Here is a 24,132-nt window from a genome sequence, read left to right on the forward strand (position 1 = left end):
CATTTTTTGTCGGTAAGTCGATATATTTTAATAATAGCTGATATATTTGTAGTTGCGCCGATATATTCTAATAATCGCTGATATAATCCAAGTAGCAATCAGTATAATTTCATTTACCGATGAACCGTTATCTGAATTTCATCAACTATTAATCAGTTGCCTTCCTATTTAAAAACGACTACAATTTTACTGTTATATATATGAACGAAAAAAATAGAATAGGAGGGGAAACTATGCCAAGGAAAGTATGGCTATTAGTAGCTGGGATGATTATTAATGTCACGGGTGCTTCTTTTTTATGGCCTTTTAATACAATTTATTTGCATGATCACTTAGGAAAATCTTTATCTGTGGCCGGAATGGTATTAATGATTAACTCGCTTACTGGTGTAATCGGAAACTTGCTCGGCGGTGTTTTATTTGATAAATGGGGCGGTTATAAATCAACTTTAGTAGGGATTGTGATTACACTTGTATCAATTTTAGGTCTAGTGTTCTTCCACGGTTGGCCTTTATACGTTGTGTGGCTAGCGTTAATCGGCTTCGGTTCTGGAATGGTCTTCCCATCGATGTATGCGATGGTCGGTACAGTTTGGCCAGAGGGCGGAAGACGAGCATTTAATGCGATGTATGTTGGACAAAACGTTGGTATTGCGATTGGAACAGCGTGTGGTGGATTAGTTGCTTCGTATCGTTTTGATTATATTTTCTTAGCGAACTTTATTTTATACTTTGTTTTCTTCTTAATTGCTTTTATTGGATTCCGTGGTATGGAAGACAAGAAGAAGCCAGGAGTACAAAAAGAAGTCGAAACGAAAAAAGGTTGGTCACTTACACCTGGATTTAAAGCACTTCTTATCGTGTGTGTAGCATATGCTTTATGCTGGGTTACATACGTACAGTGGCAAGGTGCAATTGCAACACATATGCAAGAATTAAACATTAGTCTTCGTCATTATAGTTTATTATGGACGATAAACGGAGCAATGATCGTTTGTGCGCAACCACTTGTTAGTATGCTAATTCGCTGGATGAAGCGTTCTTTAAAACAGCAAATTATGATTGGGATTTTCATTTTTGCGGCGTCATTCATTGTGTTAAGCCAAGCGCAGCAATTTACGATGTTCCTCGTTGCGATGGTAACATTAACAATTGGTGAGTTATTTGTATGGCCTGCGGTTCCAACGATTGCAAATATACTTGCACCAAAAGATAAATTAGGTTTTTATCAAGGGGTTGTAAATAGTGCGGCGACTGTAGGGAAAATGTTCGGGCCGGTCGTTGGCGGAGCAATTGTGGATTTATACAATATGGAAGTATTGTTTATAGCAATCATGGTAATGCTTGTAATAGCGCTTATAGCAACGAGCATTTATGATAAACGAGTAAAAGTAGAAGATACAGTTGAAGAAAAAATTGCAGTTTAGTTTGACGGAACATGTAACATGTTTTAGAATATATTTAAATAAAACAACCTTTAGAACAAGGGAGATAGCTCGGCTGTCTTAAGATGAATTCGTTAGTTATTAAGAGTAACGATTAACCGAGAAGTCCTCGCTTTAAGTAAGCTCTTAAGAGATACTAGGTGAAGGATAGTTCACTTAACTTATATGTGTAATAACAGTGAGAAGGAGTAGTAGTAATAGAAGCTGGTTTAGAGAGTTGACGGTCGGTGCAAGTCAATCCACGTTTCGTTATGAACTCGCCTTTGAGTTGCAGTTGTGAAACTAATAGTAGCAATTGCCGTTAATCCACGTTACGGATCTAAGCGAATGTATATTTGTACATTAATTTAGGGTGGTACCGCGGGAATCTATAACCTCTCGTCCCTTTCTAGGGATGAGAGGTTTTTTGTATTTTGGGCGGTGAAAATAAATAGAATTTCAAGGAGGGTATCTCATGAGCTTTAATCATCAAGAAATTGAGAAGAAGTGGCAAGGGTACTGGGAAGAGAATAAAACATTCCGTACGCCAGATGAGACAGAAAAACCAAAATTTTATGCACTAGATATGTTCCCATATCCATCAGGTGCAGGCCTACACGTAGGACATCCAGAAGGTTATACAGCGACAGATATTTTATCTCGTATGAAGCGTATGCAAGGATATAATGTTCTTCATCCAATGGGATGGGATGCATTCGGTCTTCCAGCAGAGCAATATGCACTTGATACTGGAAACAGCCCAGCTGAATTTACAGAGCATAATATTAATACGTTCCGTAACCAAATTAAATCATTAGGTTTCTCTTACGATTGGGACCGTGAAGTAAATACAACAGATCCAAACTATTACAAGTGGACACAATGGATTTTCCTAAAACTATTTGAAAAAGGCTTAGCTTACGTTGATGAAGTACCTGTAAACTGGTGCCCAGCACTTGGTACAGTACTTGCAAACGAAGAGATCATTGACGGTAAGAGTGAGCGCGGTGGACATCCAGTTGAGCGTCGTCCGATGAGACAGTGGATGTTAAAAATTACAGCTTACGGAGATCGTCTATTAGAAGATCTAGATGAGCTTGATTGGCCTGAAAGCTTAAAAGATATGCAACGTAACTGGATCGGTCGCTCTGAAGGTGCAGAAGTACATTTCAACATCGACGGTACAGATGAGAAGTTCACAGTTTTCACAACACGCCCTGATACACTATTTGGAGCAACATACTGTGTACTTGCTCCGGAACATGCACTTGTTGCAGAAATTACAACAGCAGAACAAAAAGAAGCGGTAGAAGCTTACATTAACGCTGTAAAAATGAAGAGTGACCTAGAGCGTACAGAACTTGCGAAAGAGAAAACTGGTGTATTCACTGGTGCTTACGCAGTTAACCCAGTAAACGGTGAGAAATTACCAATCTGGATCGCTGACTACGTTCTTGCAACTTACGGAACAGGTGCTGTAATGGCAGTTCCAGCTCATGATGAGCGTGACTATGAATTCGCATCAGTATTCAATCTTCCAATGAAGGAAGTTGTAAAAGGCGGAGACATTACGAAAGAAGTGTACACAGGTGATGGTGCACACGTAAACTCAGCATTCCTTGATGGTTTAAATAAAGAAGAAGCAATCGCAAAAATGATTGAATGGCTTGAAGTAACAAGCGCAGGAAATCAAAAAGTAACGTACCGTCTACGTGACTGGTTATTCAGTCGTCAACGTTACTGGGGTGAGCCAATTCCAGTAATTCACTGGGAAGATGGCACAATGACAGCTGTGAAAGAAGAAGAATTACCATTAGTTCTTCCAAAAACAGAAAACATCCGTCCTTCAGGTACAGGTGAATCACCACTTGCTAACATTGATGAGTGGGTAAATGTTGTTGACCCTGAGACTGGTAAAAAAGGTCGTCGTGAAACAAATACAATGCCACAATGGGCTGGTAGCTGCTGGTATTACTTACGTTACATCGATCCAAACAATAGTGAAGCACTTGTAGATCCTGAAAAAGTAAAACAATGGCTTCCAGTTGATATTTATATCGGCGGAGCAGAACACGCTGTACTTCACTTACTATATGCTCGTTTCTGGCACAAAGTATTATACGACATCGGTGTAGTTCCAACGAAAGAGCCGTTCCAACAATTATTCAACCAAGGTATGATTCTAGGTGAAAACAACGAGAAAATGAGTAAATCAAAAGGTAACGTTGTAAACCCTGATGATATCGTAGCAAGCCACGGTGCAGATACACTTCGTCTATACGAAATGTTCATGGGACCATTAGATGCTTCAATCGCTTGGTCTGAAAATGGCCTTGATGGAGCTCGTCGTTTCCTAGACCGTGTATGGCGTTTATTCGTTCAAGAGAACGGTGAATTAAGTGAGAAAATTACGGATGCACCAAATAAAGAGCTTGAAAAAGCTTACCACCAAACAGTGAAGAAAGTAACAGAAGACTATGCAGAGCTTCGCTTTAACACAGCGATTTCTCAAATGATGGTATTCATCAACGATGCATACAAAGCTGAAACACTTCCGAAAGAATATGTAGAAGGTTTCGTAAAAATGATTGCACCAGTTGCACCTCACATCGGGGAAGAGCTATGGAGCAGACTTGGATACAATGAAACAATCACATATGCAAGCTGGCCAACATTTGATGAGTCTAAACTTGTAGAAGATGAAGTTGAAATCGTTGTTCAAGTCATGGGCAAAGTTCGCGCGAAACTAACAATGAGTAAAGACGCATCAAAAGAAGAAATGGAACAACTTGCACTTGAAGCAATTCAAGACCAAATTGAAGGGAAAACAGTTCGTAAAGTAATTGTTGTTCCTGGAAAACTTGTTAACGTTGTTGCAAACTAATTAACGCTAAATAAAAGCTCAGAGCATTTAGGCTCTGAGCTTTTTTGTGTAGAAAATCATCTCTGGATTAGATTAGTCTAAGTTTTTAATTATTCCATTACGTACAAATAAAAGAGCGGAATTCCCATACAGACAAACACCTATTTTTCTATAGGAAATATGATAAAAAAGGTAGGCTAAATTGAGTAGAAGAGGTGAAAGGAATGAAAGGGATGGACAATAATGCACCACATGGCTTCTTCGGAGGTGGATCGGGTAGTTATGAACAAATGATGTTAATGGGAGGAGCTGACCAACAAGCATACGGTGGAATTCCGAGCTGGATGGGTGGAGGCTCGGGCGGATTTCCAACATCGGTAGCTGGCATGCAAACTGGAATGCCTACATCAATGGGAGGCTTTTCGACAGCAGGGGTTGGAATGCCTACAGTAACAGGAAGCTTCCCAACATCAGTAGCTGGCGTACAGACAGGATTTCCGGTACCAGGAATAGGTGTTGTAGCTGGAGGAATAGGTGGGTATCCGCAAGTTGTTCACGGTCATCATGGACATCACCACCATCAAGGCCATCATGGACACCATCATCACCAAGGTCAACACGGTCATCATGGACACCATCATCACCAAGGTCAACACGGCCATCATGGACACCATCATCACCAAGGTCAACACGGCCATCATGGACACCATCATCACCAAGGTCAACACGGCCATCATGGACACCATCATCACCAAGATCAACACGGTCATCATGGACATCATCATCAAGGCCAACACGGTCACCATGGACACCACCATCATCAAGGTCAACACGGCCACCATGGTCATCAACAACAAGTACATCACCACGGTCACCACCACATTCATCCGCAAGCTGTTCTTTATCAAATGCACCAAGGCCAACAAGGTCAGCACGGCCACCATGGTCAGCACGGCCATCAAGGTCAGCACGGCCATCAAGGTCAGCACGGTCATCAAGGTCAGCACGGCCAACACGGTCAACAGCACCAACAATACCAACAGTATCAACAACAATCTTCTCCTTGGACAGGAGGAATTGGAGCAGGAGGAGCAGGGGCAGCGGCAGGAGCGGCTAGCATTAGTGGAGCAGCAGGGCACGCTGGACACGTGGGTCATTAATGAATTCCAGAAAAAAAGACATAATAAAAAACTGCTAGGAAATTCTAGCAGTTTTTTTCAGCTTCTTGGCGCTGACGTTCGATTTCAGCACGAAGTTGTGGTTCTGGTGCTTGCCAGCCTTCTGGTTTTAGAATTTTGCCGTCGCCTTCACGGAATCGAGGTTTTCCATCAGGGAATAGTTTTGCCATGTTTGCGTTATTTACAATTTCGAATCCTTTATCAGGACGTACACCCATTTCGGCAAACGTTCCGAATGCAAAGTAAATAAGGTCAATTAGTGCATCATATTGATCTTCAACAGTCGTTGCTTCCAGAAATTCTTCTAGCTCTTCTTGCATAAAACTTGCACGGATTTTTGCACGTTCTTCTGTTAGTTTTGTTGGAGTATTTGTCACAGGGTGTCCGAACTCTTTATGCATTTTTGCAACAAGTTCGTATCCTTTATCTAGACCTTTTTCGTTTGTCATGTTGTTTCATCCTTTCTCGCTTTGTCCGAATTTCATTGTAACATAGGGTGATTATGAAATGAAAAGGGACTGTTCAAAAGTTTCATCTTTTAGTTAAGATAGGGAAAGATTATATTGACTAAACGACAAAACATAAACCAATTAATAAAAGAAAGCCATCCCGGAATACTTTTGGGACGGCCCTGCTCGTTATTTTTCTTCTTTTATTAAAATGGATAAAATAAGGTCGATGCCAAACATACCGACGAGCAACATTGGTATAACGACAAGTAAATAACGTGTGAAGGAAACATTTTTTAAATATGTATGAGCAAATAAAAAGACGGTGAGAAATAAAATACCATTTAAAATAGGCTTTACTAATTTTTTAGACATAAGCTCCCCCATAAATATCTTCTCTCTATTTGATAATAAAAAACTCCTCTCTCCGTTGTATCATGCTGGAGAGAGGAGTTCAATCATTTCTCATTCAATTACACCAGAATTTGTAATATCTACGGTGTATTTTATAGTAACTGGAACATCTTTGTACATTTGTTTCCACTTTTCTAATTTAAATGGGCGATAATGTTGCTTATATTTAGCTCCTAGCCCGAGAGGATCGACATCTAAAGATTTAAACTGCTTAATTAATTTCTTACCTTGTGTCTCCAATTGTTTTTGAACGACCTTCTCAATCTTTTTTGTGTTCTTAGCATTCTCTAAGTTAATTTGTTTCGATACTTCTTGAATACGGGCATCAAGCTTCACATGAATGGAAAAGGAGGGCTTTCCGTTTTTTATTTTTATATCGTATGTTGGAACAGAACGAATATTGTTAATCATTACGTACCCAGGATCTGCTTTAAATTCATGTGAATCTAACTTATGCTCTTCTAACAGTCCTTTAAATATAAACATATCTGTTTCCGCGATTTTACCAACGTATTTATCCTTTTTAAAAAGACCAATTCCCGTGATTTTTATTTTATCACCATGTTTCTTTAAAATTGGAATATAGTAGTCTTGCCCTACTTGATAATAACGGAATGCTCCTACATGCAGATTATCTGTTGGTAAAGGACCGGTCTCCATATTATGTTCTAGCATTTTTTTTATATAAATCGCAACGTTGGATGAAGTCGTGTATTTTCCTTTTAAAAGTTCAGTACCATTACCTTCAAGTAAAGCAACATATAAGGCATTACCAATGTTTACATCGCGAATTAATGTATCGAAGGAAGCAACCATTCCTTTCTTAGCGATTCGGGTGGTAAATAGAGCAACCCGCATTTGCCCACTAGCAAATGGTTGAGAAGACTCTAAAGATGTGTCAGCTTTTACTTGTTTTACCGCATTTGCTGTTCCTTCAAAAACTTGAACTTTGTTCCCTTTTTGCTGAATAGGACAAACAAATGTTACCTTTATTTTATTATCTTTTGCTACATCGAAGACAGTTCCTTGGATAAGGTGTACGTCATCAATAATATTTTTTTGTAAACATCCAGTTAGACTAAAGAGTGTTATACAAGAGATAAGTATTAATTTATTTTTGATTTTTTCCATTTTCTTTTCACCCACACAATAATAAATAGAATTGGGATGTATACATAAATGAGCCAAAAGCTTCCTTTTGATGCATTACTAATAAAATTATTAATATCGTGTCTGTTTGTTAAAAGTTGTGAAACAATGAGGGTGATAATGATAAAAGCGATTAAAACACCTCTTTGTTTTACACGGAATATTTCGTGAGTTGCTCTCATTGACGCCCATAAAGGGAGGATAAAACTTGAAATAATAACGAGTGCATAGCCTGAGATTGCAATATATTCTAATCTTTCTATAAATGGTAATTGAATAACTTGGGTCATAGAAAGTTGGGCCCATATCGTTTTTAATAATTGTTTTTCACTAAAAAACGAAAAGGCTAAAAGGGTGCTAAATAAATATAGAAGGTTTGAGAATAGTGCCCCATATTGAGCAAATTTATGAGATTGTTTAGGGTTTTTCACAAATGGATAAACCATGAGGTAAATCTCAAAACCAGTCATACTGTAGATTGACAGTTGAGCGGATTTTAAAATATCTGAAAAAGAATGTGTGAAAATGGGTAATAAATTCTCCCAATGTGAGTATTTCAAAACGAATAAGCTTAGAAATAAATACCCTAGTGTACCACCAACAGAGATGACGCAAATGCCAGTAATGACACGAAATCCAGAAGAAATGATGTAATAGCTAACTAGGCACAAAAAAAGTGTTAACATAAAGGTGGAGGCAGTTGGGAACATCCATACTTGAATAATTTCAACATACGTTCGAATAACCGAAATACTGACGATTAAAAAATAAGCTGCAAAGATGATATTAAAGACGTTCCCTATCCACTTTCCAAAGGTTTGTCGTTGTAAATCAATTAAATTTCCGTTTGTTTCTTTTAATAAAAAATACATCATCCATATAAGAATCTGGATACAGATTCCTGTGATTAGAACGCCTATCCATCCGTCGTATCCAGCGGCTTTTGCGGTGATTCGAGCGAATCCGAGAACGCCAGCACCAAACTGTGCACCGTGAATTAAGAAGAAAACAAAGATAGGAGATATTTGATATTTTTCTTGAACTTTACTCATCAATGCACCTCATTCCTTAATCATCAAAGTCTGATCTATGTTTTGTTGAAATTCCTTTTGCTGATTTTTTTACATGTTGTGGCCTCGCTTGTACATCCCTTGTATCAATCATTGTTAAGGGAAAACGAATCCAAGAATCTTTAACAGATTGTTGTCTTGTTGGATAAAACAAAGCGTATGGCTTACGTAAGGAAGTAAGTCTAAATAGATGAGTAAATAAAAAGATAAATCCAAGAGAAATCCCGAAAAGTCCTCCTATTTCTGCAAATATGAGAAACGGAAAGCGTAGTAACCGAACAGCGTTCCCCATTTTATAAATAGGTGTAATAAAGGAAGCAAGTGCTGATAAGGCAACGATAATTAATAAAATATTACTCGTTAAACCAGCTTGTACAGATGCTTGCCCAATTACGATACCGCCTACAATACCAAGTGTTTGACCGACCTTCATTGGTAACCTTGCACCAGCTTCTCTTAACAAATCGATAACTAATTCCAAAAAAAGTGCTTCAATTAGAGGTGGGAATGGGACTTGCGCTCTAGATAAAATTAATGTTTCCAGCAAATCACTTGGAATGAGTTCATAATGATAATTTAAAACAGCAACATATAATGGAGCTGCACAAATTGAGAAAAGAACAGCGATAAGGCGTAAAACTCTTGAAAATGTTGCATATAGCCAAGAGACATTATAATCTTCTGGTGAAATAAAGAAATCGAAATATGATACAGGAGTTAATAGAACGTTCGGTGAACCGTCGACAAAGATAGCGATTTTTCCATCAATTAGTGCTTTTGTAACTCTATCATTGCGTTCTGTATTGATATAGAGTGGGAAAATTGATTTTTCACCCGTTAATTCTTGTAAGTAAGCACTATCATTAATTTGATCATATTCAAGAGCACGTAATGATTCCTCTAGAAACTCTACATTCTCTTTTTCAGCAAGATTATCTAAATACATCATGACAACCTTTGTTTTTGAAAATTCGCCGACAATTATTTCTTTTGTTTGTAAATCTAAAACAGGAAGACGTTTTCGAACTAAATTAATATTTGTATCAATATCCTCTACAAAACCTTCTTGAGGACCGATAACAGTCGATTCGTTTAAAGGAGGGCTTGGTGCCCGATACGTATCAATTGCAATGTTTGCAAGCAGACACTTTTGATTTTGCTGATTCAATTGAATAATTGCATGCCCCTTTAAAACCATATCCTCAATTTTTTGTAGGTCATTCGTAATTGTAATCCCGCTCATCGGAATATGTTCTTTTAGTTCTTCTAGTGAAGCGTTAGGTCGTTCTAAAAGAGTAGGCATTAAGTACTTTTGTAATTTCTCTCCATCAAGCGAAGGTCGATAGTAAGAAATCCAATAAGGCATCGTTTCATCGTCAGATGTATGGTAATTAACAAAATCACTAGACTTTTTGAGCTTTTCTATTAAATCTTGTAGAGAATGAATACGGTCTTCTTCTGGTTTTGTAAAGTCATAAATACTATTACTTCCAGAGCTTTGCTGTTTATCTTGATTCGAATCATCTTGTTTAGAGCGTTGCTGTTTATCCTGAGCTGAGTCGTTTTGCTTAGAATCTTGCTGTTTATCCTGGTTGGATTCATCTTGTTTCAAACTTTGTTGTTTATCCTGAATTGATTCGTCTTGTTTAGAGCTTTGTTGTTTATCTTGATTCGAGTCATCTTGTTTAGAGCTTTGTTGTTTATCCTGATTCGATTCGTCTTGTTTAGAGTTTTGTTGTTTATCTTGATTCGAGTCATCTTGTTTAGAGCTTTGTTGTTTATCCTGATTCGATTCGTCTTGTTTAGAGCTTTGTTGCTTACCCTGAATTGATTCGTCTTGTTTAGAGCTTTGTTGCTTACCCTGAATTGATTCGTCTTGTTTAGAGCTTTGTTGTTTATCTTGATTCGAGTCATCTTGTTTAGAGCTTTGTTGCTTACCCTGAATTGATTCGTCTTGTTTAGAGCTTTGTTGTTTATCCTGAATTGATTCGTCTTGTTTAGAGCTTTGTTGTTTACCTTGATTCGAGTCATCTTGTTTAGAGCTTTGTTGTTTATCTTGATTCGAGTCATCTTGTTTAGAGCTTTGTTGCTTATCCTGAGCAGAGTCGCCCAGTTTAGAATTTTGCTGTTTGTCTTGAGAAGATTCCTTATGTTCCTCTTTTTTTTGTTCTCCATTGTTATCTTTATTATGTTTCATACTTCTAGTCTGTTCTTTGTTATCATCATCTTGATTGTTAGGTTGTTGCTCCGAATTATCTGTTTCGTTTTTTTCTGTCGTATTTGATTTTTTTTTCTTACGTAACCAATTCCAAATCATATGTACGCCCTCTTTAATCTTGTAATATAGTGCTATTTTGTGGCTAATTTTGTATATTATTCATTTATTTATGAAAAGAAGAAGGAGATTAGTTTGCATGGAAAAAAATCTTTAGTAAGCAGTTCATACTATAACGGAGAGAGGAAGAGTCTGTGCAAATTGTAAAAAAGGAGAAGTTTGTGTTAAAAGAGTTTACGTTTGAAAATGGCAGAGAAATTCCTATTCAAATGGGATACGAGACATATGGCACTTTAAATAGAGAAAGGTCAAATGTGATTTTGGTTTGTCATTATTTTAGTGCAACAAGTCATGCGGCAGGAAAATATACAGTGCATGATGAGGAGTCTGGTTGGTGGGATGGGCTCATTGGACCTGGAAAAGCAATTGATACAAATAAATATTTTGTTATATGTGCAGATAATCTTTGTAATGTGCAGGTGAGAAATCCATATGTGATTACAACAGGACCGAAATCAATTAATCCAGAAACTGGAGAAGAATATGCTATGGATTTTCCGGTTTTTACATTTCTTGATGTAGCTCGTATGCAATATGAGTTAATAAAAGGTATGGGAATTTCAAGGATACACGCTGTAATTGGACCGTCGGCGGGGGGAATGATTGCACAACAATGGGCGGTTCACTATCCACATATGGTAGAGCGGATGATTGGCGTTATTACGAACCCACAAAATCCAATTATTACGTCAGTAAACGTAGCGCAAAATGCGATTGAAGCAATTCGGCTGGATCCAAGTTGGAAAGATGGAAAATATGGAGAAGAGCAGCCGATAAAGGGGCTTCATTTAGCAAATAGAATGATGTTTATGAACGCGTTTGATGAGCATTTTTATGAAATGGCATTTCCTCGTAACAGTATAGAGGTAGAACCTTATGAAAAGTTTTCTACATTAACATCATTTGAAAAAGAGATAAATAAAGCGACATATACAAGTATAGAGTTAGTAGATGCAAATTCATGGATGTATACTGCGAAGGCAGTTTTATTGCATGATATTGCACATGGGTTTTCTTCACTAGAAGAATCTCTTTCTAACATAGAAGCGAATGTACTTATGATTCCGTGTAAACAAGATTTGCTTCAGCCGTCTCGTTACAACTATAAAATGGTAGATATTTTGCAAAAACAAGGGAAGTATGCGGAAGTGTATGAGATAGAAAGTATAAATGGGCATATGGCGGGAGCATTTGATATTCATTTATTTGAAAAGAAAGTTTATGAATTTTTAAATCGGAGAGTATCTAGTTTTGCTTAGAAGACAAATGATGGGGAAAAGGTGCAATGTTTGTAGTAGGCACCTTTTTTTACATGATTTGTAGACGGAAAATATATGTAGCGATTGCTATACCGAAAAACGCTATGCTAAGCAATAGAAATAAGAATGACATTTCTTGTGTTGATTTTATTTTTTTATTATTTTTCATACTAAGAGTAATAATTGCAGCGATTAAGAAAATGATGCCCATTATGAAAAGGGAAAGTGTCATTTTCATTGGCTCCTTTCATAAAACAAGTATATTGAGGATACAATGCAAGAGTTATGTTTGTAAAGAATAAGTTTTGCGAGAAAATTGAGAAATAGTTTTTCGATTCTTTGCGTTCTTTCTTTTGCGTGCTAAAATTGGTAGAGAATGTTTGTGAAAAAGAAACTAAAGGTTTTATTGTATATAAGGAGGAACTACATATGACAGAAGTTAAAACAATTACTACAGAAGAGGTACAAGAGCGTTTAGAAAATGGAGAAACGTTATTTTTAGTAGACGTAAGAGAAGATGAAGAAGTAGCGGCAGGAAAGATTCCAGAAGCTGTACATATTAAAATGGGCGATATCCCACATAAAGTAGATTTCTTTAATAAAGAGAATGAATATATCTTTATTTGTCGTTCAGGAATGCGCAGTGAAAATGTATGTCATTATTTAAATGAGCAAGGATTTAAAACAGTGAACATGGTTGGCGGTATGCTTCAATATGAAGGTGAAACGAAATAGTTAATAGCTAAAAACTTGAAACGAGTCTGTTTCAAGTTTTTTTCTTTTGCATACAGTATAAAAAAGGAGGAGGGGGAAATGGGGATTAATTTGCGTAAAGTAAAAATTATTAATAATACAGGAGCTGTTAATGTCGGCGACTGTTATGATATCTCGCCTTTAGCTGTAGCAAAAGTATATGCAGGTGCTGGAGGGTCGAGTGCGGCTATTTTTTTAAATGGGAAAAGACAGCCAGAAGCGGTCATTAGAACATCAGTGTTTCTTCCGCCATTAGCAACGAGTACACGTACATTAGGTTCATAGATGAAAGGTAGAGTGTAATTATGCCTGCTCATATAAAAGAGTTTGTTATTGTGAATAATACTGGAAATATATTTACCGGTGATAATTTGAGTGATACTTCATTTACTGCTTCGAAATCATACAGTGGTTCAATGGGGTGCACTTGGATTGATGTTGTTACAGTAATAGGGACGGAGACGAAGCTTTGTTTACAGCCGGGTGATTCGGTGACGACAACATATACAAGAGGCACTCCTGCTGGTACTGTAACAGGAACAAACATGGGGCAAAGTGCAAATGTTTCGAGTATAGCACAAGCTGTCCCTAATACAGATAATTTTGATTCGACTGCTGGACTCCCCTAAAATCATAGAGGGAGTTTTTGTTTATAAGAAGAGTTTATATAGCATAAAAATAGGAGTAATTGTTTGAAAAGTAGTATTGGAGGCCTTTTTGAAAAATACAATTCAAATAGAAGGTGGGTTTTTATCCCGCATTAACGGGCAGTAAGACCCTCCTACAAAATATGTTTCACCTTATATGAAACATATTTTGTAGTTGTATTTTTTGGGAGGTGGTGGGAGTAGTGGAAGGAAATGATGAAAATCAAAAAATACAGAGGTTGATAAATTCTAATTTTAAGTTATCCTCAGATCTTGTCGGCCCTACTTTCCCTCCAGTACCGACTGGAATGACAGGGACAACGGGAAGTACCGGGGCCACAGGAGTCACGGGTCCAACTGGGGATACAGGGGTAACAGGAGCAACCGGAGAAACGGGTTCAACGGGAAGTACCGGGGCAACCGGAGAAACAGGTCCAACGGGAGTAACGGGTTCAACCGGAAGCACAGGACCAACAGGAAATACGGGGTCAACGGGAAGTACAGGAGCCACGGGAGATACAGGTCCAACGGGAAATACAGGAGTCACGGGAAGTACCGGAGCAACTGGGAGTACGGGAGCAACCGGGAATACAGGAACAACCGGAGAAACGGGTTCAACGGGAAGTACCGGGGCAACCGGAGAAACAGGTCCAACGGGAGTAACGGGTTCAACCGGAAGCACAGGACCAACAGGAAATACGGGTTCAACGGGAAGTACAGGAGCCACGGGAAATACCGGTCCAACGGGAAGTACCGGAGCCACGGGAAGCACAGGAGTAACCGGAAATACAGGAGCCATAGGAACTACGGGAGCAACCGGAGAAACGGGTTCAACGGGAAGTACCGGAGCGACGGGAGATACGGGTTCAACCGGAAGTACGGGTCCAACGGGAGATACGGGTTCAACCGGAAGCACAGGACCAACAGGAAATACGGGGTCAACGGGAAGTACCGGAGCCACGGGAGATACAGGTCCAACGGGAAGTACAGGAGCCACGGGAGATACAGGTCCAACGGGAAATACAGGAGCCACGGGAAGTACGGGAGCAACTGGGAGTACGGGAGCAACCGGGAATACAGGAACAACCGGAATTACCGGAGTAACAGGAGATATCGGTCCAACAGGAAATACAGGTTCAACGGGAGTAACGGGTTCAACCGGAAGTACGGGATCGACAGGAAGCACAGGACCAACGGGAAGTACTGGGGCAACCGGAGAAACAGGTCCAACGGGAGGTACGGGATCGACAGGAAGCACAGGACCAACAGGAAATACGGGAGCCACAGGAGAAACGGGTCCAACGGGAAGTACGGGAACAACAGGAGTTAGTACAACTGCAACGTATGCGTTTGCGAATAATACATCAGGAAGTCTTATTTCTGTTTTGTTAAGTGGTACGAATATTCCTTTACCAAACAATCAAAATATTGGACCAGGAATAACCTTTAGTGGTGGGAATACTGTATTTACAGTTGCGAATGCAGGAAACTATTATATAGCTTATACAATTAATTTAACGGCGGGATTACTTGTAAGTTCTCGTATAACTGTAAATGGCAGTCCACTTGCGGGAACGATAAACGCCCCGACAGTGGCTACTGGCTCATTTAGTGCAACAATAATTGCTAACTTGCCTGCTGGAGCTGCTATTAGTCTGCAATTGTTTGGATTAGTTGCAATAGCTACATTATCTACGGCAACACCAGGAGCTACTTTAACGATTATTAGATTAAGTTAATAAGCAGAAAACCTTGAAACTTTTATGTTTCAAGGTTTTTTTATCTTTGTATTTGTAAGTAAACCTCGTTAACCAGGTGGAGTGGATCCCCTCTAATTATTTAAAGTTTCACTTTATTCACTTGAGCAAAAACATCGCAGTTCGAAAATATATTATAATAGAATGAAAAGAAAGAAATTTGGCAGAAAGGGAGGGTGGCGATGCAGGAGATGGTTAAAGATTTTTTTAGACGCCCACTTCAAGATTTACGTATATCTGTCATTGATCGTTGCAATTTTAGATGTACATATTGTATGCCAGCGGAAATATTTGGGCCAGATTATGCTTTTTTGAAAGATGAGTTTTTACTAACTTTTGATGAAATTGAGCGTTTGGCAAAATTATTTATTAGCATCGGTGTACGGAAAATTAGACTTACTGGCGGTGAGCCACTGCTTCGTAAAGATTTAACAAAACTTATTGCACGTCTTGTGAAAATTGATGGGCTAATAGATATAGGGTTAACGACAAATGCTATCCATTTAACGAAACAAGCGAAGGCATTAAAAGAAGCTGGATTACATAGAGTGAATGTTAGTTTAGATGCGATAGATGACGACATATTTAGGAATATTAATGGTCGAAATATTAATACAAAACCTGTGATTAAGGGAATTATAACAGCTAAAGAGGCGGGGCTGGCAGTAAAGGTAAATATGGTTGTGAAAAAAGGGATGAACGATCATCAAATACTTCCGATGGCTGCGTATTTTAAAGAGCAAGGAATCACGCTTAGGTTTATTGAGTTTATGGATGTTGGTAGTACAAATGGGTGGAATTTTGATCAAGTCGTTACAAAACGAGAATTGATTGAGATGATTCATAAGGTGTATCCGCTTGAGCCAGCTGAAGCACATTACTTTGGTGAAGTTGCGAAGCGATATCGATACGTTGGAACAAATGTTGAAGTTGGTTTTATTACATCTGTTTCTGAGTCATTTTGTTCCTCTTGTACGAGGGCGAGAATTTCGGCAGATGGAAAGTTTTATACGTGCTTATTTGCGACAGAGGGTTTGGATGTAAGAGAACTTCTTAGAGGAGATTTTTCGGATGAGGAGTTATTAAGTGTTATACAAGATGTATGGATGAATAGAAAAGATAGGTATTCGGATGAACGGACAGAAGAAAGTGCAAAAAATCGTCCGAAAATCGAAATGTCTTATATAGGAGGATAAGAAAGGGGGCTATCGTATGCAGGAGCGATATTCAAGACAAATATTATTTTCTGGTGTTGGAGAAGAAGGACAGAAAAAAATAAGAGAGAAGCATGTGCTTATTATTGGTGCTGGTGCTCTCGGTGCGGCAAATGCAGAAGCGATTGTTAGAGCAGGTGTTGGAAAAGTAACGATTGCTGATCGTGATTATGTAGAATGGAGTAATTTACAAAGACAACAACTATATACAGAAGAAGATGCAAAACAGTATAAACCAAAGGCGGTAGCGGCAGCAGAGCATTTAAAAGCGATTAATTCTGAGGTGGAAATAAATCCTGCTGTGACGGATGTAACGGTGCAAGAAATGGAAGAGTTAGTACGTGATGTAGATTTAATATTAGATGCGACAGATAATTTTGAAACGCGTCTTCTTATTAATGATATTTCACAAAAGTATAATATTCCGTGGATATATGGTGGGTGCGTTGGAAGCTACGGAGTAACGTATACAATTTTACCAGGGAAAACACCGTGTTTTCGCTGTTTAATGGAGCATCCGGCGAGCGGAGCAACCTGTGACACAGCTGGTATTATACAACCGGCAGTACAATTAGTAGTTGCGCATCAAACTACGGAAGCGCTGAAAATATTAGTAGAAGATTACGGGGCGCTTCGTGAAACGATGTTATCGTTTGATCTTTGGAATAATCAACAGATGGCATTTAAAGTGAATAGGCAGAAAAAAGATTCTTGTTTATCTTGCGGAAGGTTACGTACATATCCAAGTTTAACATTTGAAGCACAAACGAAAACAGAAGTGTTATGTGGGCGAAATACAGTGCAAATTCGTCCAGGTGTGCGGAAGAATTTTAATTTAGAAGAAATTAAAAAGCGCTTACAAAGAAGCGTAGAGATAAAGGCGACACCTTATTTATTATCGTTTCCGGTAGAAGAATATCGTTTTGTTTTATTTACAGATGGCAGAGCGTTCATTCATGGGACGAATGATATAAATGTAGCGAAAAGTTTATATGCAAGATATATAGGTTGAACCTAAAGGAAATCCTTTAGGTTCAACGGAGAAAGGATTATGAATTTCTCGTATAATCTCCACTTTTTCCACCTGTTTTTTCAAGTAAGTGCGTTTCGCCGATAATCATACCTTTATCGACAGCTTTACACATATCATACACAGTAAGAGCGGTAGCCGAAGCAGCTGTTAAAGCTTCCATTTCAACACCGGTGCTACCTTCTGTTTTAACTTTTACTTCAATGAGTAAACGATATTGTTCTTCTGATTGTTTCCAATCGAAAGAAACGTCAACACCTTTTAATAGTAAAGGATGGCACATTGGGATAATATCAGAAGTTCGTTTCGCAGCCATAATTCCTGCGATTTGCGCAACTGCTAATACGTCACCTTTCCCAATTTCATTGTGGGAGATTTTATCGTAAATTTCTTTCGTAACGACAATGCTAGAGCACGCAATTGCTGTTCGAACGGTTGCTTTTTTGTCGCTTATATCAACCATTTTTGCGCGTCCTTGGTCATTAAAGTGTGTGAATGAAGACATGGAATTCCTCCTTGAAGTAATTTCTATTTAATATATAAAGTTTAATCGAGATAAAAAAAATTGCAAATATGAGGTGAGAAACGATGGTAGAAAAACGAATTCCAATTCAAGTTGCTGAGGCAGTAGAACGGGTAATGAAATATGCAAAGCATGGTGAAGTAGAAGAAATTTCTATTACGGAAAGTTACGGGAGAATTCTTGGGGAGGATGTTGTGTCTGATCATGACGTTCCTCATTTTGATCGTTCTCCTTACGATGGTTTCGCCATTCGAGCAGAAGATACGAAAGAAGCAACTCAAGAGAATCCAGTTGAATTTGAAGTAATAGGAGAAATCGGGGCGGGTTCTGTTTTTTTAGAAGAAGTAGGCGCTTTTGAAGCGGTTCGTATTATGACAGGAGCAGCTATTCCAGAAGATTGCAATGCAGTCGTAATGCTAGAGCTGACAGAAGGGTTTGAGAAGAACGGGAAAACATATATGAAGTTAAAACGCTCTTTTAATAACGGTGACAATGTGTCGATTAAAGGAGAAGATATTAAACAAAATCAAGTTCTCGTTAAGAAAGGTGTTGCAATTAACCCTGGAGTTGCGGCCCTACTAGCAACGTTTGGATATAGTACTGTGAAAGTTATAAAACAGCCTATTGTCGGTATTGTAACGACAGGAAGTGAATTATTAGAAGTACATGAGCCTTTAGAACCGGGGAAAATTAGAAATAGTAACTCGTATATGATCGCAGCTCAAATTATGAAAGCTGGCGGGAAAGTTCGTTATTATGGTAAACTCGCGGATGAGTTAGATGCATGTTTTACAGCTGTTCAATCAGCGATGGATGAGGTCGACATTTTAATTACAACAGGTGGTGTATCAGTAGGAGATTATGACTACTTACCAGCTATTTATGAAAGGTTACAGGCGAATGTACTCTTTAATAAGATAGCCATGAGGCCCGGAAGTGTAACGACAGTAGCTGAAGTTGATGGAAAGTTACTCTTCGGTTTATCAGGAAATCCGTCTGCTTGTTATGTAGGCTTTGAATTATTTGTGCATCCAACTATAAAAACGTATTTGTATGCGAAGGAACCTCACGTATATAGAGCGGTTGCTATTTTACAAAAAGATTTTCCAAAGCCAAATCCATTTACTCGTTTCGTAAGAGCGAACGTAACAATTGTGAACGGGGCGTTACAAGCGATGCCGGTTGGTTTAGATAAATCGAGTGCGGTATCTTCACTTGCAGATGCGAATGCTTTTATCGTGTTACCTGGAGGAACGAGAGGATTTGAGACCGGAATGAAAGTGTCCGTATTATTGTTAGAGCACTCTGAGGGATGTGATTGGCCATGGGCAAAGCCCCTTCAATCTTACAAATAGTAGGATATCAAAATAGCGGAAAAACGACACTTGTAGAGAAAATTGTGCATGCAGTAGCTGAAAGTGAAATGAAAGTTGCTACAATTAAACATCACGGGCACGGAGGCTTTCCAGAAGTAGCGCAAAAAGATAGCGAAAGACACCGTAAAGCTGGTGCTGTGGTAAGTAGTGTAGAAGGTGCTGGATTGCTTTCACTTTCTTCACTAAGAAAGAAATGGTCTTTGCAAGAAATTATTCGCTTATATGAGTTTTTTGAAGTGGATACAATTTTAATAGAGGGCTATAAAAAAGAGAATTACTCGAAAGTAGTGTTACTTCGTTCTGCGGAAGACGTTGAGATTTTACATAAAGTAGAAAATATAGTGGCGGTTATTACGTGGTATGATGTTCCGGCAAATATACGAGAAGAATATAAAGTATTTCATATAACAGAAGAAGAGCTGTACATAGACTGGTTTTTACAAACGGTTAGGAGTGCGAAATGATAAAGACATATTATGAAGTAATTGACACAGAAATCTCGATTGAAGAGGTAACGAAGAAAGTAATTCGACGTGAATGCGGTGCTGTTACAACATTTATTGGAACGGTTAGAGAGTTTACGAAAGGGCGTCGTACATTATACTTAGAGTATGTTGCTTATAAGACGATGGCAGAAAAGATGCTAGAGAAAATTGGCCTGGAAGTGAAAGAGAAATGGCCAGGTACATATGTTGCCATTACACATCGCATCGGTACGTTGCAAATTTCTGATATAGCGGTTGTTGTTGCTGTTTCAACACCACACCGTAAAGCGGCTTATGAAGCGAACGAATATATTATGGAACGCATAAAACAAATTGTTCCGATTTGGAAAAAGGAGTTTTGGGAAGATGGTGACTCATGGATTGGTGATCAATTAGAAAAAACACCATATCCGGCGGGAGAGCCTGGGAAGGAGCTATAAGTATGATTCGAGTATTGTTATTTGCGCACTTGCAAGAAGAAGCAGGGGCAAGTGAATTACAAATAGAGAAAGAAAATATTACAGTTGCACAGTTAAAAGATGTTGTTGCGAACGAATATAATGTACCAGTTTCAGAGCCAATTATGGTTGCGATTAATGAAGAATACGCAAATGAAGATGACAGAGTCCAATCTGGTGATGTTGTTGCACTAATTCCACCAGTGAGTGGTGGTTAATATTGGATTCATTAAAACGACTTTCCTACATAGGTAAAGTCGTTTTTTTATGGCAGTTTTGAGAACACTAATCTATAGAACAAGGAGGGAACTATGAAAAAAATATGTGTAGTTATCACAATGCTATGTGTGGCCTTTTTCTCTTCTCCAATTGATTCTTTCGCGAAAGAATCAAGAGAACAGCTTTTAGAGAGTGCATTATCAAATAGGTACTATTCAGTTATTAGACAAGTGACAGAAGACCAATATGAATGTGCTTCAGTTATAAATATAAAACGTCTCGGCAAGAAAGGTGAGTTCGTTCCTAGATATGAAGTGACGCTACAATTTCTTACATTTCAAGGAGCGCATAATCCGCCGAATGACAAAGTTACGCTTACTTTGGAAGATCGTTTAGATCACGTAAAGATAAAGAAAGTGGAGCGAGAAAAGAATGTTTCTGGCGCTATTGTAGAAAAAGTTTGTGAACGGGAAAAAGAAAAAATAAAAGCTCACTCTAACGACTTAGAGTGATAACCTATGGCGTTTAGTAAAGAAAGGTAATGAGTGATGGATATATTTTTAGCGATTTTACCAGCTATATTTTGGGGAAGTATTGTGTTATTTAACGTAAAACTGGGCGGGGGACCGTATAGTCAAACGCTCGGAACAACGTTTGGAGCACTTATTTTCTCAATTGTTGTTTATATTTTTATGAAGCCAGTATTAACACCTACCGTTATTGGAGTTGGAGTTGTGTCAGGTTTATTTTGGGCGCTTGGTCAGGCGAATCAATTGAAAAGTATTGATTTAATGGGTGTTTCGAGGACGATGCCAATTTCAACAGGACTTCAATTAGTCGCGACGACTTTATTTGGCGTTATCGTATTTCATGAATGGTCCACGACAATATCGGTCGTCCTTGGGATTCTAGCACTCGTTTGTATTATTATCGGTGTTATTTTAACATCGCTTCAAAGTGAAGAAGAAAAAAATGCAGAGCAAGCAGCAAACTTTAAAAGAGGTATCGTAATTTTATTAATTTCAACAGTCGGTTATTTAGTTTACGTAGTAGTGATTAGGTTATTTAACGTAGATGGTTGGTCGGCTTTGTTGCCACAAGCAGTTGGTATGGTGTTAGGTGGGATTTTGCTTACCTTTAAACATCATCCATTTAATAAATATGCAATTCGAAATATTATTCCAGGATTAATTTGGGCAGCTGGAAATATGTTTTTATTCATTTCGCAGCCGCGAGTTGGAGTCGCAACAAGTTTCTCGCTATCGCAAATGGGGATTATTATTTCCACGCTTGGTGGGATTCTTATATTAGGTGAAAAGAAAACGAAACGTCAATTAACGGGTATCGTTGTCGGTATCGTTTTTATTATCGCAGCCGGAATTATGTTAGGTATAGCCAAAAGTTAAAGGAGGTATGGAAATGTATAGTGATTTAGCAGGGAAAGTTGTCGTTATTACAGGATCAGCAACTGGTCTCGGAAGAGCGATGGGAGTGAGGTTTGCTAAGGAAAAAGCGAAAGTGGTTATTAATTATCGCTCACGAGAATCAGAAGCGAATGATGTGTTAGAAGAAATTAAAAAGGTGGGCGGCGAAGCGATTGCTGTAAAAGGTGATGTAACCGTCGAATCAGATGTTGTGAATCTCATTCAATCTGCTGTGAAAGAGTTTGGTACGCTTGACGTTATGATTAATAATGCAGGGATAGAAAACGCGGTACCGTCGCATGAAATGCCGCTTGAAGATTGGAATAGGGTAATTAATACAAATTTAACAGGTGCTTTTTTAGGAAGTCGTGAAGCGATTAAATATTTTGTAGAACATGATATTAAAGGGTCTGTCATTAATATGTCTAGTGTTCATGAGAAAATTCCGTGGCCACTATTTGTACACTATGCAGCAAGTAAGGGTGGCATTAAACTGATGACAGAAACGTTAGCGATGGAATATGCGCCAAAAGGTATTCGAGTAAATAATATTGGACCAGGTGCAATTAATACGCCAATTAATGCCGAAAAGTTTGCTAATCCTAAAAAGCGGGCTGACGTAGAAAGTATGATACCGATGGGCTATATTGGAAAACCTGAAGAAATTGCAGCAGTAGCAACTTGGCTTGCTTCTTCAGAGGCGAGTTATGTAACGGGAATTACGCTATTTGCAGATGGTGGAATGACGTTATATCCATCGTTTCAAGCTGGGCGTGGGTAATATAAAAGGACGAAGAGATAAAACTCTTCGTCCTTTTTTACAAAAAAAATAGCGGCCAGCTATTTTAAATTTAGTGATTAATTGTATCTTGAAGATATTCTGTTGCTTGATGTTCAGAAACATTTTGTACGAGTGCAACTTCACTAATCATCATTTTTCGGGCGTTATCTAGCATTTGTTTTTCGCTCGCATTTAAAGTTCTCTCTTTATTGCGGCGAAGTAAATCACGAACAACTTCTGCACTATCTAGCAGATTGCCGTTTTTCATTTTTTCCATATTCATTGTATATCTTTGTTTCCATGAGAGTGATGGGTCTGACTCCCCGTTTTGAAATTCAAGAAGTATATCATCTAACGTACCTCGATCAACGATATAACGAATACCTGATTTTTTTAATTGATCCATCGGAAGCATTACTTGCATATCTTTACTAATGATGCGTATCACACAATATTGACGTGAAGTACCTAATATTTCTTTCTCTTCAATTGCTTCGATGATTCCTGCACCGTGCATTGGATAAACGATTTTATCACCAATTTGAAACAAATCATCCACCTCCATATGTGGTAACCACTTTTAATGATAGCATACGTATGTAAAAATGTCAAATTTTATATAATAACATAATATTTATATTTGAGTCAATAATGTAAAGCGCTTTTTTTTTAGATCTTATTTATCCCGCATTAACGGGCAGCCCGATTGGTGAGGGCTGATAATCAGTGGGGGATGAACAAAACCCCCCCACTGATTAAAGTTTCACTTTATAGTGATTTTTTTAGAAAAATAGTACAGGTGAGAAAGAAGGCATATCCACTTATTTTTAAGCATAAAATGTAAAAGCGCTAATACAATATACCTAAATCCGTTCTTTGCAAAGGAGGGAGAGAAGGTGGGGCGCACAATAAAAATTGATATTACAAATAAAGTTGTAGCTAAATTTAGACCAAATTATTTGGAATTATATACGAGTAAATTTATGATAGGTAAGTTTTATGTCTATACTGAAGATAAAAAATATGTGTTAGAAGACGGATATATATATGAGAATGGAAAGTTTTATCGCATCATAGATACGCACCGTGGCAATAATCAAGCGGCGGAGGGCTGCGATCTAGGATGGTGTTAACATGATTCGTGTGAAAGTGTTTGATGAAAGTCACGAAAAAGACTTAGAAGACGCTGTGAATGTGTTTTTGAAAAAGATTGATGATAGCAACTTTGTAGATATTAAGTACCAAGTCGGTGTTTCTATTAACGATGACGAAAACCAAATTTATTGTTTTTCAGCAATGATCGTTTATAAAGCATAAAAAAGAG

At 38.3% G+C, this 24,132-nt stretch carries 27 protein-coding genes and 1 other annotated feature; of the genes, 19 read left to right on the forward strand and 8 right to left on the reverse strand.

The window, feature by feature from the left end; translation table 11 throughout:
- Positions 1-233 precede the first annotated feature (233 nt).
- The 3 genes from CGQ22_RS00815 (at position 234) to CGQ22_RS00825 (ending at position 5,447) form a co-directional block, all read left to right on the forward strand.
- Positions 234-1,427 carry an MDR family MFS transporter gene (locus CGQ22_RS00815; protein ID WP_089148204.1) on the forward strand — a complete coding sequence of 398 codons (1,194 nt, stop codon included), beginning with the start codon at positions 234-236 and terminating at the stop codon, positions 1,425-1,427.
- A gap of 187 nt (positions 1,428-1,614) precedes the next feature.
- Positions 1,615-1,834, forward strand: a binding site (T-box leader).
- Between the two features lie 65 nt (positions 1,835-1,899).
- Positions 1,900-4,308 carry a leucine--tRNA ligase gene (gene leuS, locus CGQ22_RS00820; protein WP_000009467.1) on the forward strand — a complete coding sequence of 803 codons (2,409 nt, stop codon included), beginning with the start codon at positions 1,900-1,902 and terminating at the stop codon, positions 4,306-4,308.
- A 203-nt stretch (positions 4,309-4,511) separates the two neighbouring features.
- Positions 4,512-5,447 carry a hypothetical protein gene (locus CGQ22_RS00825; protein WP_089148205.1) on the forward strand — a complete coding sequence of 312 codons (936 nt, stop codon included), beginning with the start codon at positions 4,512-4,514 and terminating at the stop codon, positions 5,445-5,447.
- Between the two features lie 44 nt (positions 5,448-5,491).
- Here the strand turns inward: CGQ22_RS00825 and CGQ22_RS00830 are convergent, their stop codons facing one another.
- The 5 genes from CGQ22_RS00830 to CGQ22_RS00850 form a co-directional block, all read right to left on the reverse strand.
- Positions 5,492-5,914, reverse strand: a complete 423-nt coding sequence (locus tag CGQ22_RS00830) for a pyrophosphohydrolase domain-containing protein (RefSeq protein WP_000180559.1) — start codon at positions 5,912-5,914, stop codon at positions 5,492-5,494.
- Positions 5,915-6,103: 189 nt separating this feature from the next.
- Positions 6,104-6,289, reverse strand: a complete 186-nt coding sequence (locus tag CGQ22_RS00835; RefSeq protein ID WP_000038786.1) for a hypothetical protein — start codon at positions 6,287-6,289, stop codon at positions 6,104-6,106.
- Positions 6,290-6,379: 90 nt separating this feature from the next.
- Positions 6,380-7,459 carry a Ger(x)C family spore germination protein gene (locus CGQ22_RS00840; protein WP_000411351.1) on the reverse strand — a complete coding sequence of 360 codons (1,080 nt, stop codon included), beginning with the start codon at positions 7,457-7,459 and terminating at the stop codon, positions 6,380-6,382.
- Entirely contained in the window at positions 7,435-8,529 is a 1,095-nt protein-coding gene (locus CGQ22_RS00845) for a spore germination protein (protein WP_000049066.1), read from the reverse strand. Before CGQ22_RS00845 ends, CGQ22_RS00840 begins: the two co-directional genes overlap by 25 nt.
- 16 nt (positions 8,530-8,545) lie before the next feature.
- Positions 8,546-10,864 carry a spore germination protein gene (locus CGQ22_RS00850; protein WP_089148206.1) on the reverse strand — a complete coding sequence of 773 codons (2,319 nt, stop codon included), beginning with the start codon at positions 10,862-10,864 and terminating at the stop codon, positions 8,546-8,548.
- Positions 10,865-11,016: 152 nt separating this feature from the next.
- On the opposite strand from CGQ22_RS00850, the gene CGQ22_RS00855 reads away from it, so the two are divergent.
- The gene (locus CGQ22_RS00855; RefSeq protein WP_001167617.1) at positions 11,017-12,141 is read left to right on the forward strand and encodes a homoserine O-acetyltransferase family protein; all 1,125 of its coding nucleotides are present in this window, start codon (positions 11,017-11,019) and stop codon (positions 12,139-12,141) included.
- 49 nt (positions 12,142-12,190) lie between these two features.
- Here the strand turns inward: CGQ22_RS00855 and CGQ22_RS00860 are convergent, their stop codons facing one another.
- Positions 12,191-12,373 carry a hypothetical protein gene (locus CGQ22_RS00860; RefSeq protein WP_000175904.1) on the reverse strand — a complete coding sequence of 61 codons (183 nt, stop codon included), beginning with the start codon at positions 12,371-12,373 and terminating at the stop codon, positions 12,191-12,193.
- 197 nt (positions 12,374-12,570) lie between these two features.
- Here CGQ22_RS00860 and CGQ22_RS00865 point away from each other — a divergent pair, with 197 nt between their 5' ends.
- The 6 genes from CGQ22_RS00865 (at position 12,571) to CGQ22_RS00895 (ending at position 17,524) form a co-directional block, all read left to right on the forward strand.
- Positions 12,571-12,876 carry a rhodanese-like domain-containing protein gene (locus CGQ22_RS00865; protein WP_000141207.1) on the forward strand — a complete coding sequence of 102 codons (306 nt, stop codon included), beginning with the start codon at positions 12,571-12,573 and terminating at the stop codon, positions 12,874-12,876.
- A gap of 78 nt (positions 12,877-12,954) precedes the next feature.
- Positions 12,955-13,179: a spore germination protein gene (locus CGQ22_RS00870; protein ID WP_000512463.1), complete on the forward strand. Its 225-nt coding sequence runs from the start codon at positions 12,955-12,957 to the stop codon at positions 13,177-13,179.
- Between the two features lie 20 nt (positions 13,180-13,199).
- Positions 13,200-13,523, forward strand: a complete 324-nt coding sequence (locus tag CGQ22_RS00875) for a hypothetical protein (RefSeq protein WP_001110851.1) — start codon at positions 13,200-13,202, stop codon at positions 13,521-13,523.
- A 221-nt stretch (positions 13,524-13,744) separates the two neighbouring features.
- Complete coding sequence (locus tag CGQ22_RS00880) at positions 13,745-15,280, forward strand: BclA C-terminal domain-containing protein (RefSeq protein ID WP_139032798.1); 1,536 nt, start codon at positions 13,745-13,747, stop codon at positions 15,278-15,280.
- A gap of 200 nt (positions 15,281-15,480) precedes the next feature.
- Entirely contained in the window at positions 15,481-16,494 is a 1,014-nt protein-coding gene (moaA, locus tag CGQ22_RS00890; protein WP_074594923.1) for a GTP 3',8-cyclase MoaA, read from the forward strand.
- 16 nt (positions 16,495-16,510) lie between these two features.
- Entirely contained in the window at positions 16,511-17,524 is a 1,014-nt protein-coding gene (locus tag CGQ22_RS00895; RefSeq protein ID WP_001158082.1) for a molybdopterin-synthase adenylyltransferase MoeB, read from the forward strand.
- A 37-nt stretch (positions 17,525-17,561) separates the two neighbouring features.
- On the opposite strand, the gene moaC is transcribed toward CGQ22_RS00895, so the two are convergent.
- Positions 17,562-18,047 (reverse strand): cyclic pyranopterin monophosphate synthase MoaC, encoded by a 486-nt coding sequence (gene moaC / locus CGQ22_RS00900; protein ID WP_089148208.1) that lies wholly within the window; start codon positions 18,045-18,047, stop codon positions 17,562-17,564.
- 83 nt (positions 18,048-18,130) lie between these two features.
- Between moaC and CGQ22_RS00905 the strand changes: the two genes are divergently transcribed.
- The 7 genes from CGQ22_RS00905 to CGQ22_RS00935 all read left to right on the forward strand — a co-directional run bounded on the left by CGQ22_RS00905 (position 18,131) and on the right by CGQ22_RS00935 (position 22,808).
- Entirely contained in the window at positions 18,131-19,420 is a 1,290-nt protein-coding gene (locus CGQ22_RS00905) for a molybdopterin molybdotransferase MoeA (RefSeq protein ID WP_089148209.1), read from the forward strand.
- Complete coding sequence (mobB, locus tag CGQ22_RS00910; protein ID WP_000513626.1) at positions 19,390-19,905, forward strand: molybdopterin-guanine dinucleotide biosynthesis protein B; 516 nt, start codon at positions 19,390-19,392, stop codon at positions 19,903-19,905. The genes CGQ22_RS00905 and mobB overlap by 31 nt, the downstream gene beginning before the upstream one ends.
- Positions 19,902-20,366 (forward strand): molybdopterin synthase catalytic subunit MoaE, encoded by a 465-nt coding sequence (gene moaE, locus CGQ22_RS00915; RefSeq protein ID WP_000598369.1) that lies wholly within the window; start codon positions 19,902-19,904, stop codon positions 20,364-20,366. The genes mobB and moaE overlap by 4 nt, the downstream gene beginning before the upstream one ends.
- A 2-nt stretch (positions 20,367-20,368) precedes the next feature.
- Positions 20,369-20,602, forward strand: a complete 234-nt coding sequence (gene moaD, locus CGQ22_RS00920) for a molybdopterin converting factor subunit 1 (protein WP_000621768.1) — start codon at positions 20,369-20,371, stop codon at positions 20,600-20,602.
- A 93-nt stretch (positions 20,603-20,695) separates the two neighbouring features.
- Positions 20,696-21,115 carry a DUF3888 domain-containing protein gene (locus CGQ22_RS00925; protein ID WP_000717676.1) on the forward strand — a complete coding sequence of 140 codons (420 nt, stop codon included), beginning with the start codon at positions 20,696-20,698 and terminating at the stop codon, positions 21,113-21,115.
- A gap of 36 nt (positions 21,116-21,151) precedes the next feature.
- Positions 21,152-22,009 carry a glucose uptake protein GlcU gene (gene glcU / locus CGQ22_RS00930; protein ID WP_000350861.1) on the forward strand — a complete coding sequence of 286 codons (858 nt, stop codon included), beginning with the start codon at positions 21,152-21,154 and terminating at the stop codon, positions 22,007-22,009.
- A 13-nt stretch (positions 22,010-22,022) separates the two neighbouring features.
- Positions 22,023-22,808 (forward strand): glucose 1-dehydrogenase, encoded by a 786-nt coding sequence (locus CGQ22_RS00935; protein ID WP_000286678.1) that lies wholly within the window; start codon positions 22,023-22,025, stop codon positions 22,806-22,808.
- Between the two features lie 70 nt (positions 22,809-22,878).
- Here CGQ22_RS00935 and CGQ22_RS00940 read toward each other — a convergent pair whose 3' ends face one another.
- Positions 22,879-23,373: a CarD family transcriptional regulator gene (locus CGQ22_RS00940; protein WP_000451441.1), complete on the reverse strand. Its 495-nt coding sequence runs from the start codon at positions 23,371-23,373 to the stop codon at positions 22,879-22,881.
- 331 nt (positions 23,374-23,704) lie between these two features.
- On the opposite strand from CGQ22_RS00940, the gene CGQ22_RS00945 reads away from it, so the two are divergent.
- Entirely contained in the window at positions 23,705-23,941 is a 237-nt protein-coding gene (locus tag CGQ22_RS00945) for a DUF2553 family protein (RefSeq protein ID WP_000533804.1), read from the forward strand.
- 1 nt (position 23,942) lies between these two features.
- Positions 23,943-24,125 (forward strand): sporulation protein Cse60, encoded by a 183-nt coding sequence (locus CGQ22_RS00950; RefSeq protein ID WP_000621751.1) that lies wholly within the window; start codon positions 23,943-23,945, stop codon positions 24,123-24,125.
- Positions 24,126-24,132 lie beyond the last annotated feature (7 nt).

This window comes from Bacillus sp. M13(2017) (genome assembly GCF_002218325.1).
Lineage (GTDB): Bacteria > Bacillota > Bacilli > Bacillales > Bacillaceae_G > Bacillus_A > Bacillus_A thuringiensis_K.

Bases quoted from the DNA above. Each gene is read 5' to 3' on its own strand.
- CGQ22_RS00935 (WP_000286678.1), top strand. From the start codon at position 22,023: ATGTATAGTGATTTAGCAGGGAAAGTTGTCGTTATTACAGGATCAGCA.
- CGQ22_RS00850 (WP_089148206.1), bottom strand. From the start codon at position 10,864: ATGATTTGGAATTGGTTACGTAAGAAAAAAAAATCAAATACGACAGAA.
- CGQ22_RS00845 (WP_000049066.1), bottom strand. From the start codon at position 8,529: ATGAGTAAAGTTCAAGAAAAATATCAAATATCTCCTATCTTTGTTTTC.
- CGQ22_RS00875 (WP_001110851.1), top strand. From the start codon at position 13,200: ATGCCTGCTCATATAAAAGAGTTTGTTATTGTGAATAATACTGGAAAT.
- CGQ22_RS00835 (WP_000038786.1), bottom strand. From the start codon at position 6,289: ATGTCTAAAAAATTAGTAAAGCCTATTTTAAATGGTATTTTATTTCTC.
- CGQ22_RS00830 (WP_000180559.1), bottom strand. From the start codon at position 5,914: ATGACAAACGAAAAAGGTCTAGATAAAGGATACGAACTTGTTGCAAAA.
- CGQ22_RS00940 (WP_000451441.1), bottom strand. From the start codon at position 23,373: ATGGAGGTGGATGATTTGTTTCAAATTGGTGATAAAATCGTTTATCCA.
- CGQ22_RS00840 (WP_000411351.1), bottom strand. From the start codon at position 7,459: ATGGAAAAAATCAAAAATAAATTAATACTTATCTCTTGTATAACACTC.
- mobB (WP_000513626.1), top strand. From the start codon at position 19,390: ATGGGCAAAGCCCCTTCAATCTTACAAATAGTAGGATATCAAAATAGC.
- moaD (WP_000621768.1), top strand. From the start codon at position 20,369: ATGATTCGAGTATTGTTATTTGCGCACTTGCAAGAAGAAGCAGGGGCA.
- moaE (WP_000598369.1), top strand. From the start codon at position 19,902: ATGATAAAGACATATTATGAAGTAATTGACACAGAAATCTCGATTGAA.
- CGQ22_RS00895 (WP_001158082.1), top strand. From the start codon at position 16,511: ATGCAGGAGCGATATTCAAGACAAATATTATTTTCTGGTGTTGGAGAA.
- CGQ22_RS00870 (WP_000512463.1), top strand. From the start codon at position 12,955: ATGGGGATTAATTTGCGTAAAGTAAAAATTATTAATAATACAGGAGCT.
- moaA (WP_074594923.1), top strand. From the start codon at position 15,481: ATGCAGGAGATGGTTAAAGATTTTTTTAGACGCCCACTTCAAGATTTA.
- CGQ22_RS00905 (WP_089148209.1), top strand. From the start codon at position 18,131: ATGGTAGAAAAACGAATTCCAATTCAAGTTGCTGAGGCAGTAGAACGG.
- glcU (WP_000350861.1), top strand. From the start codon at position 21,152: ATGGATATATTTTTAGCGATTTTACCAGCTATATTTTGGGGAAGTATT.
- CGQ22_RS00950 (WP_000621751.1), top strand. From the start codon at position 23,943: ATGATTCGTGTGAAAGTGTTTGATGAAAGTCACGAAAAAGACTTAGAA.
- leuS (WP_000009467.1), top strand. From the start codon at position 1,900: ATGAGCTTTAATCATCAAGAAATTGAGAAGAAGTGGCAAGGGTACTGG.
- CGQ22_RS00925 (WP_000717676.1), top strand. From the start codon at position 20,696: ATGAAAAAAATATGTGTAGTTATCACAATGCTATGTGTGGCCTTTTTC.
- CGQ22_RS00825 (WP_089148205.1), top strand. From the start codon at position 4,512: ATGAAAGGGATGGACAATAATGCACCACATGGCTTCTTCGGAGGTGGA.
- moaC (WP_089148208.1), bottom strand. From the start codon at position 18,047: ATGTCTTCATTCACACACTTTAATGACCAAGGACGCGCAAAAATGGTT.
- CGQ22_RS00865 (WP_000141207.1), top strand. From the start codon at position 12,571: ATGACAGAAGTTAAAACAATTACTACAGAAGAGGTACAAGAGCGTTTA.
- CGQ22_RS00860 (WP_000175904.1), bottom strand. From the start codon at position 12,373: ATGACACTTTCCCTTTTCATAATGGGCATCATTTTCTTAATCGCTGCA.
- CGQ22_RS00815 (WP_089148204.1), top strand. From the start codon at position 234: ATGCCAAGGAAAGTATGGCTATTAGTAGCTGGGATGATTATTAATGTC.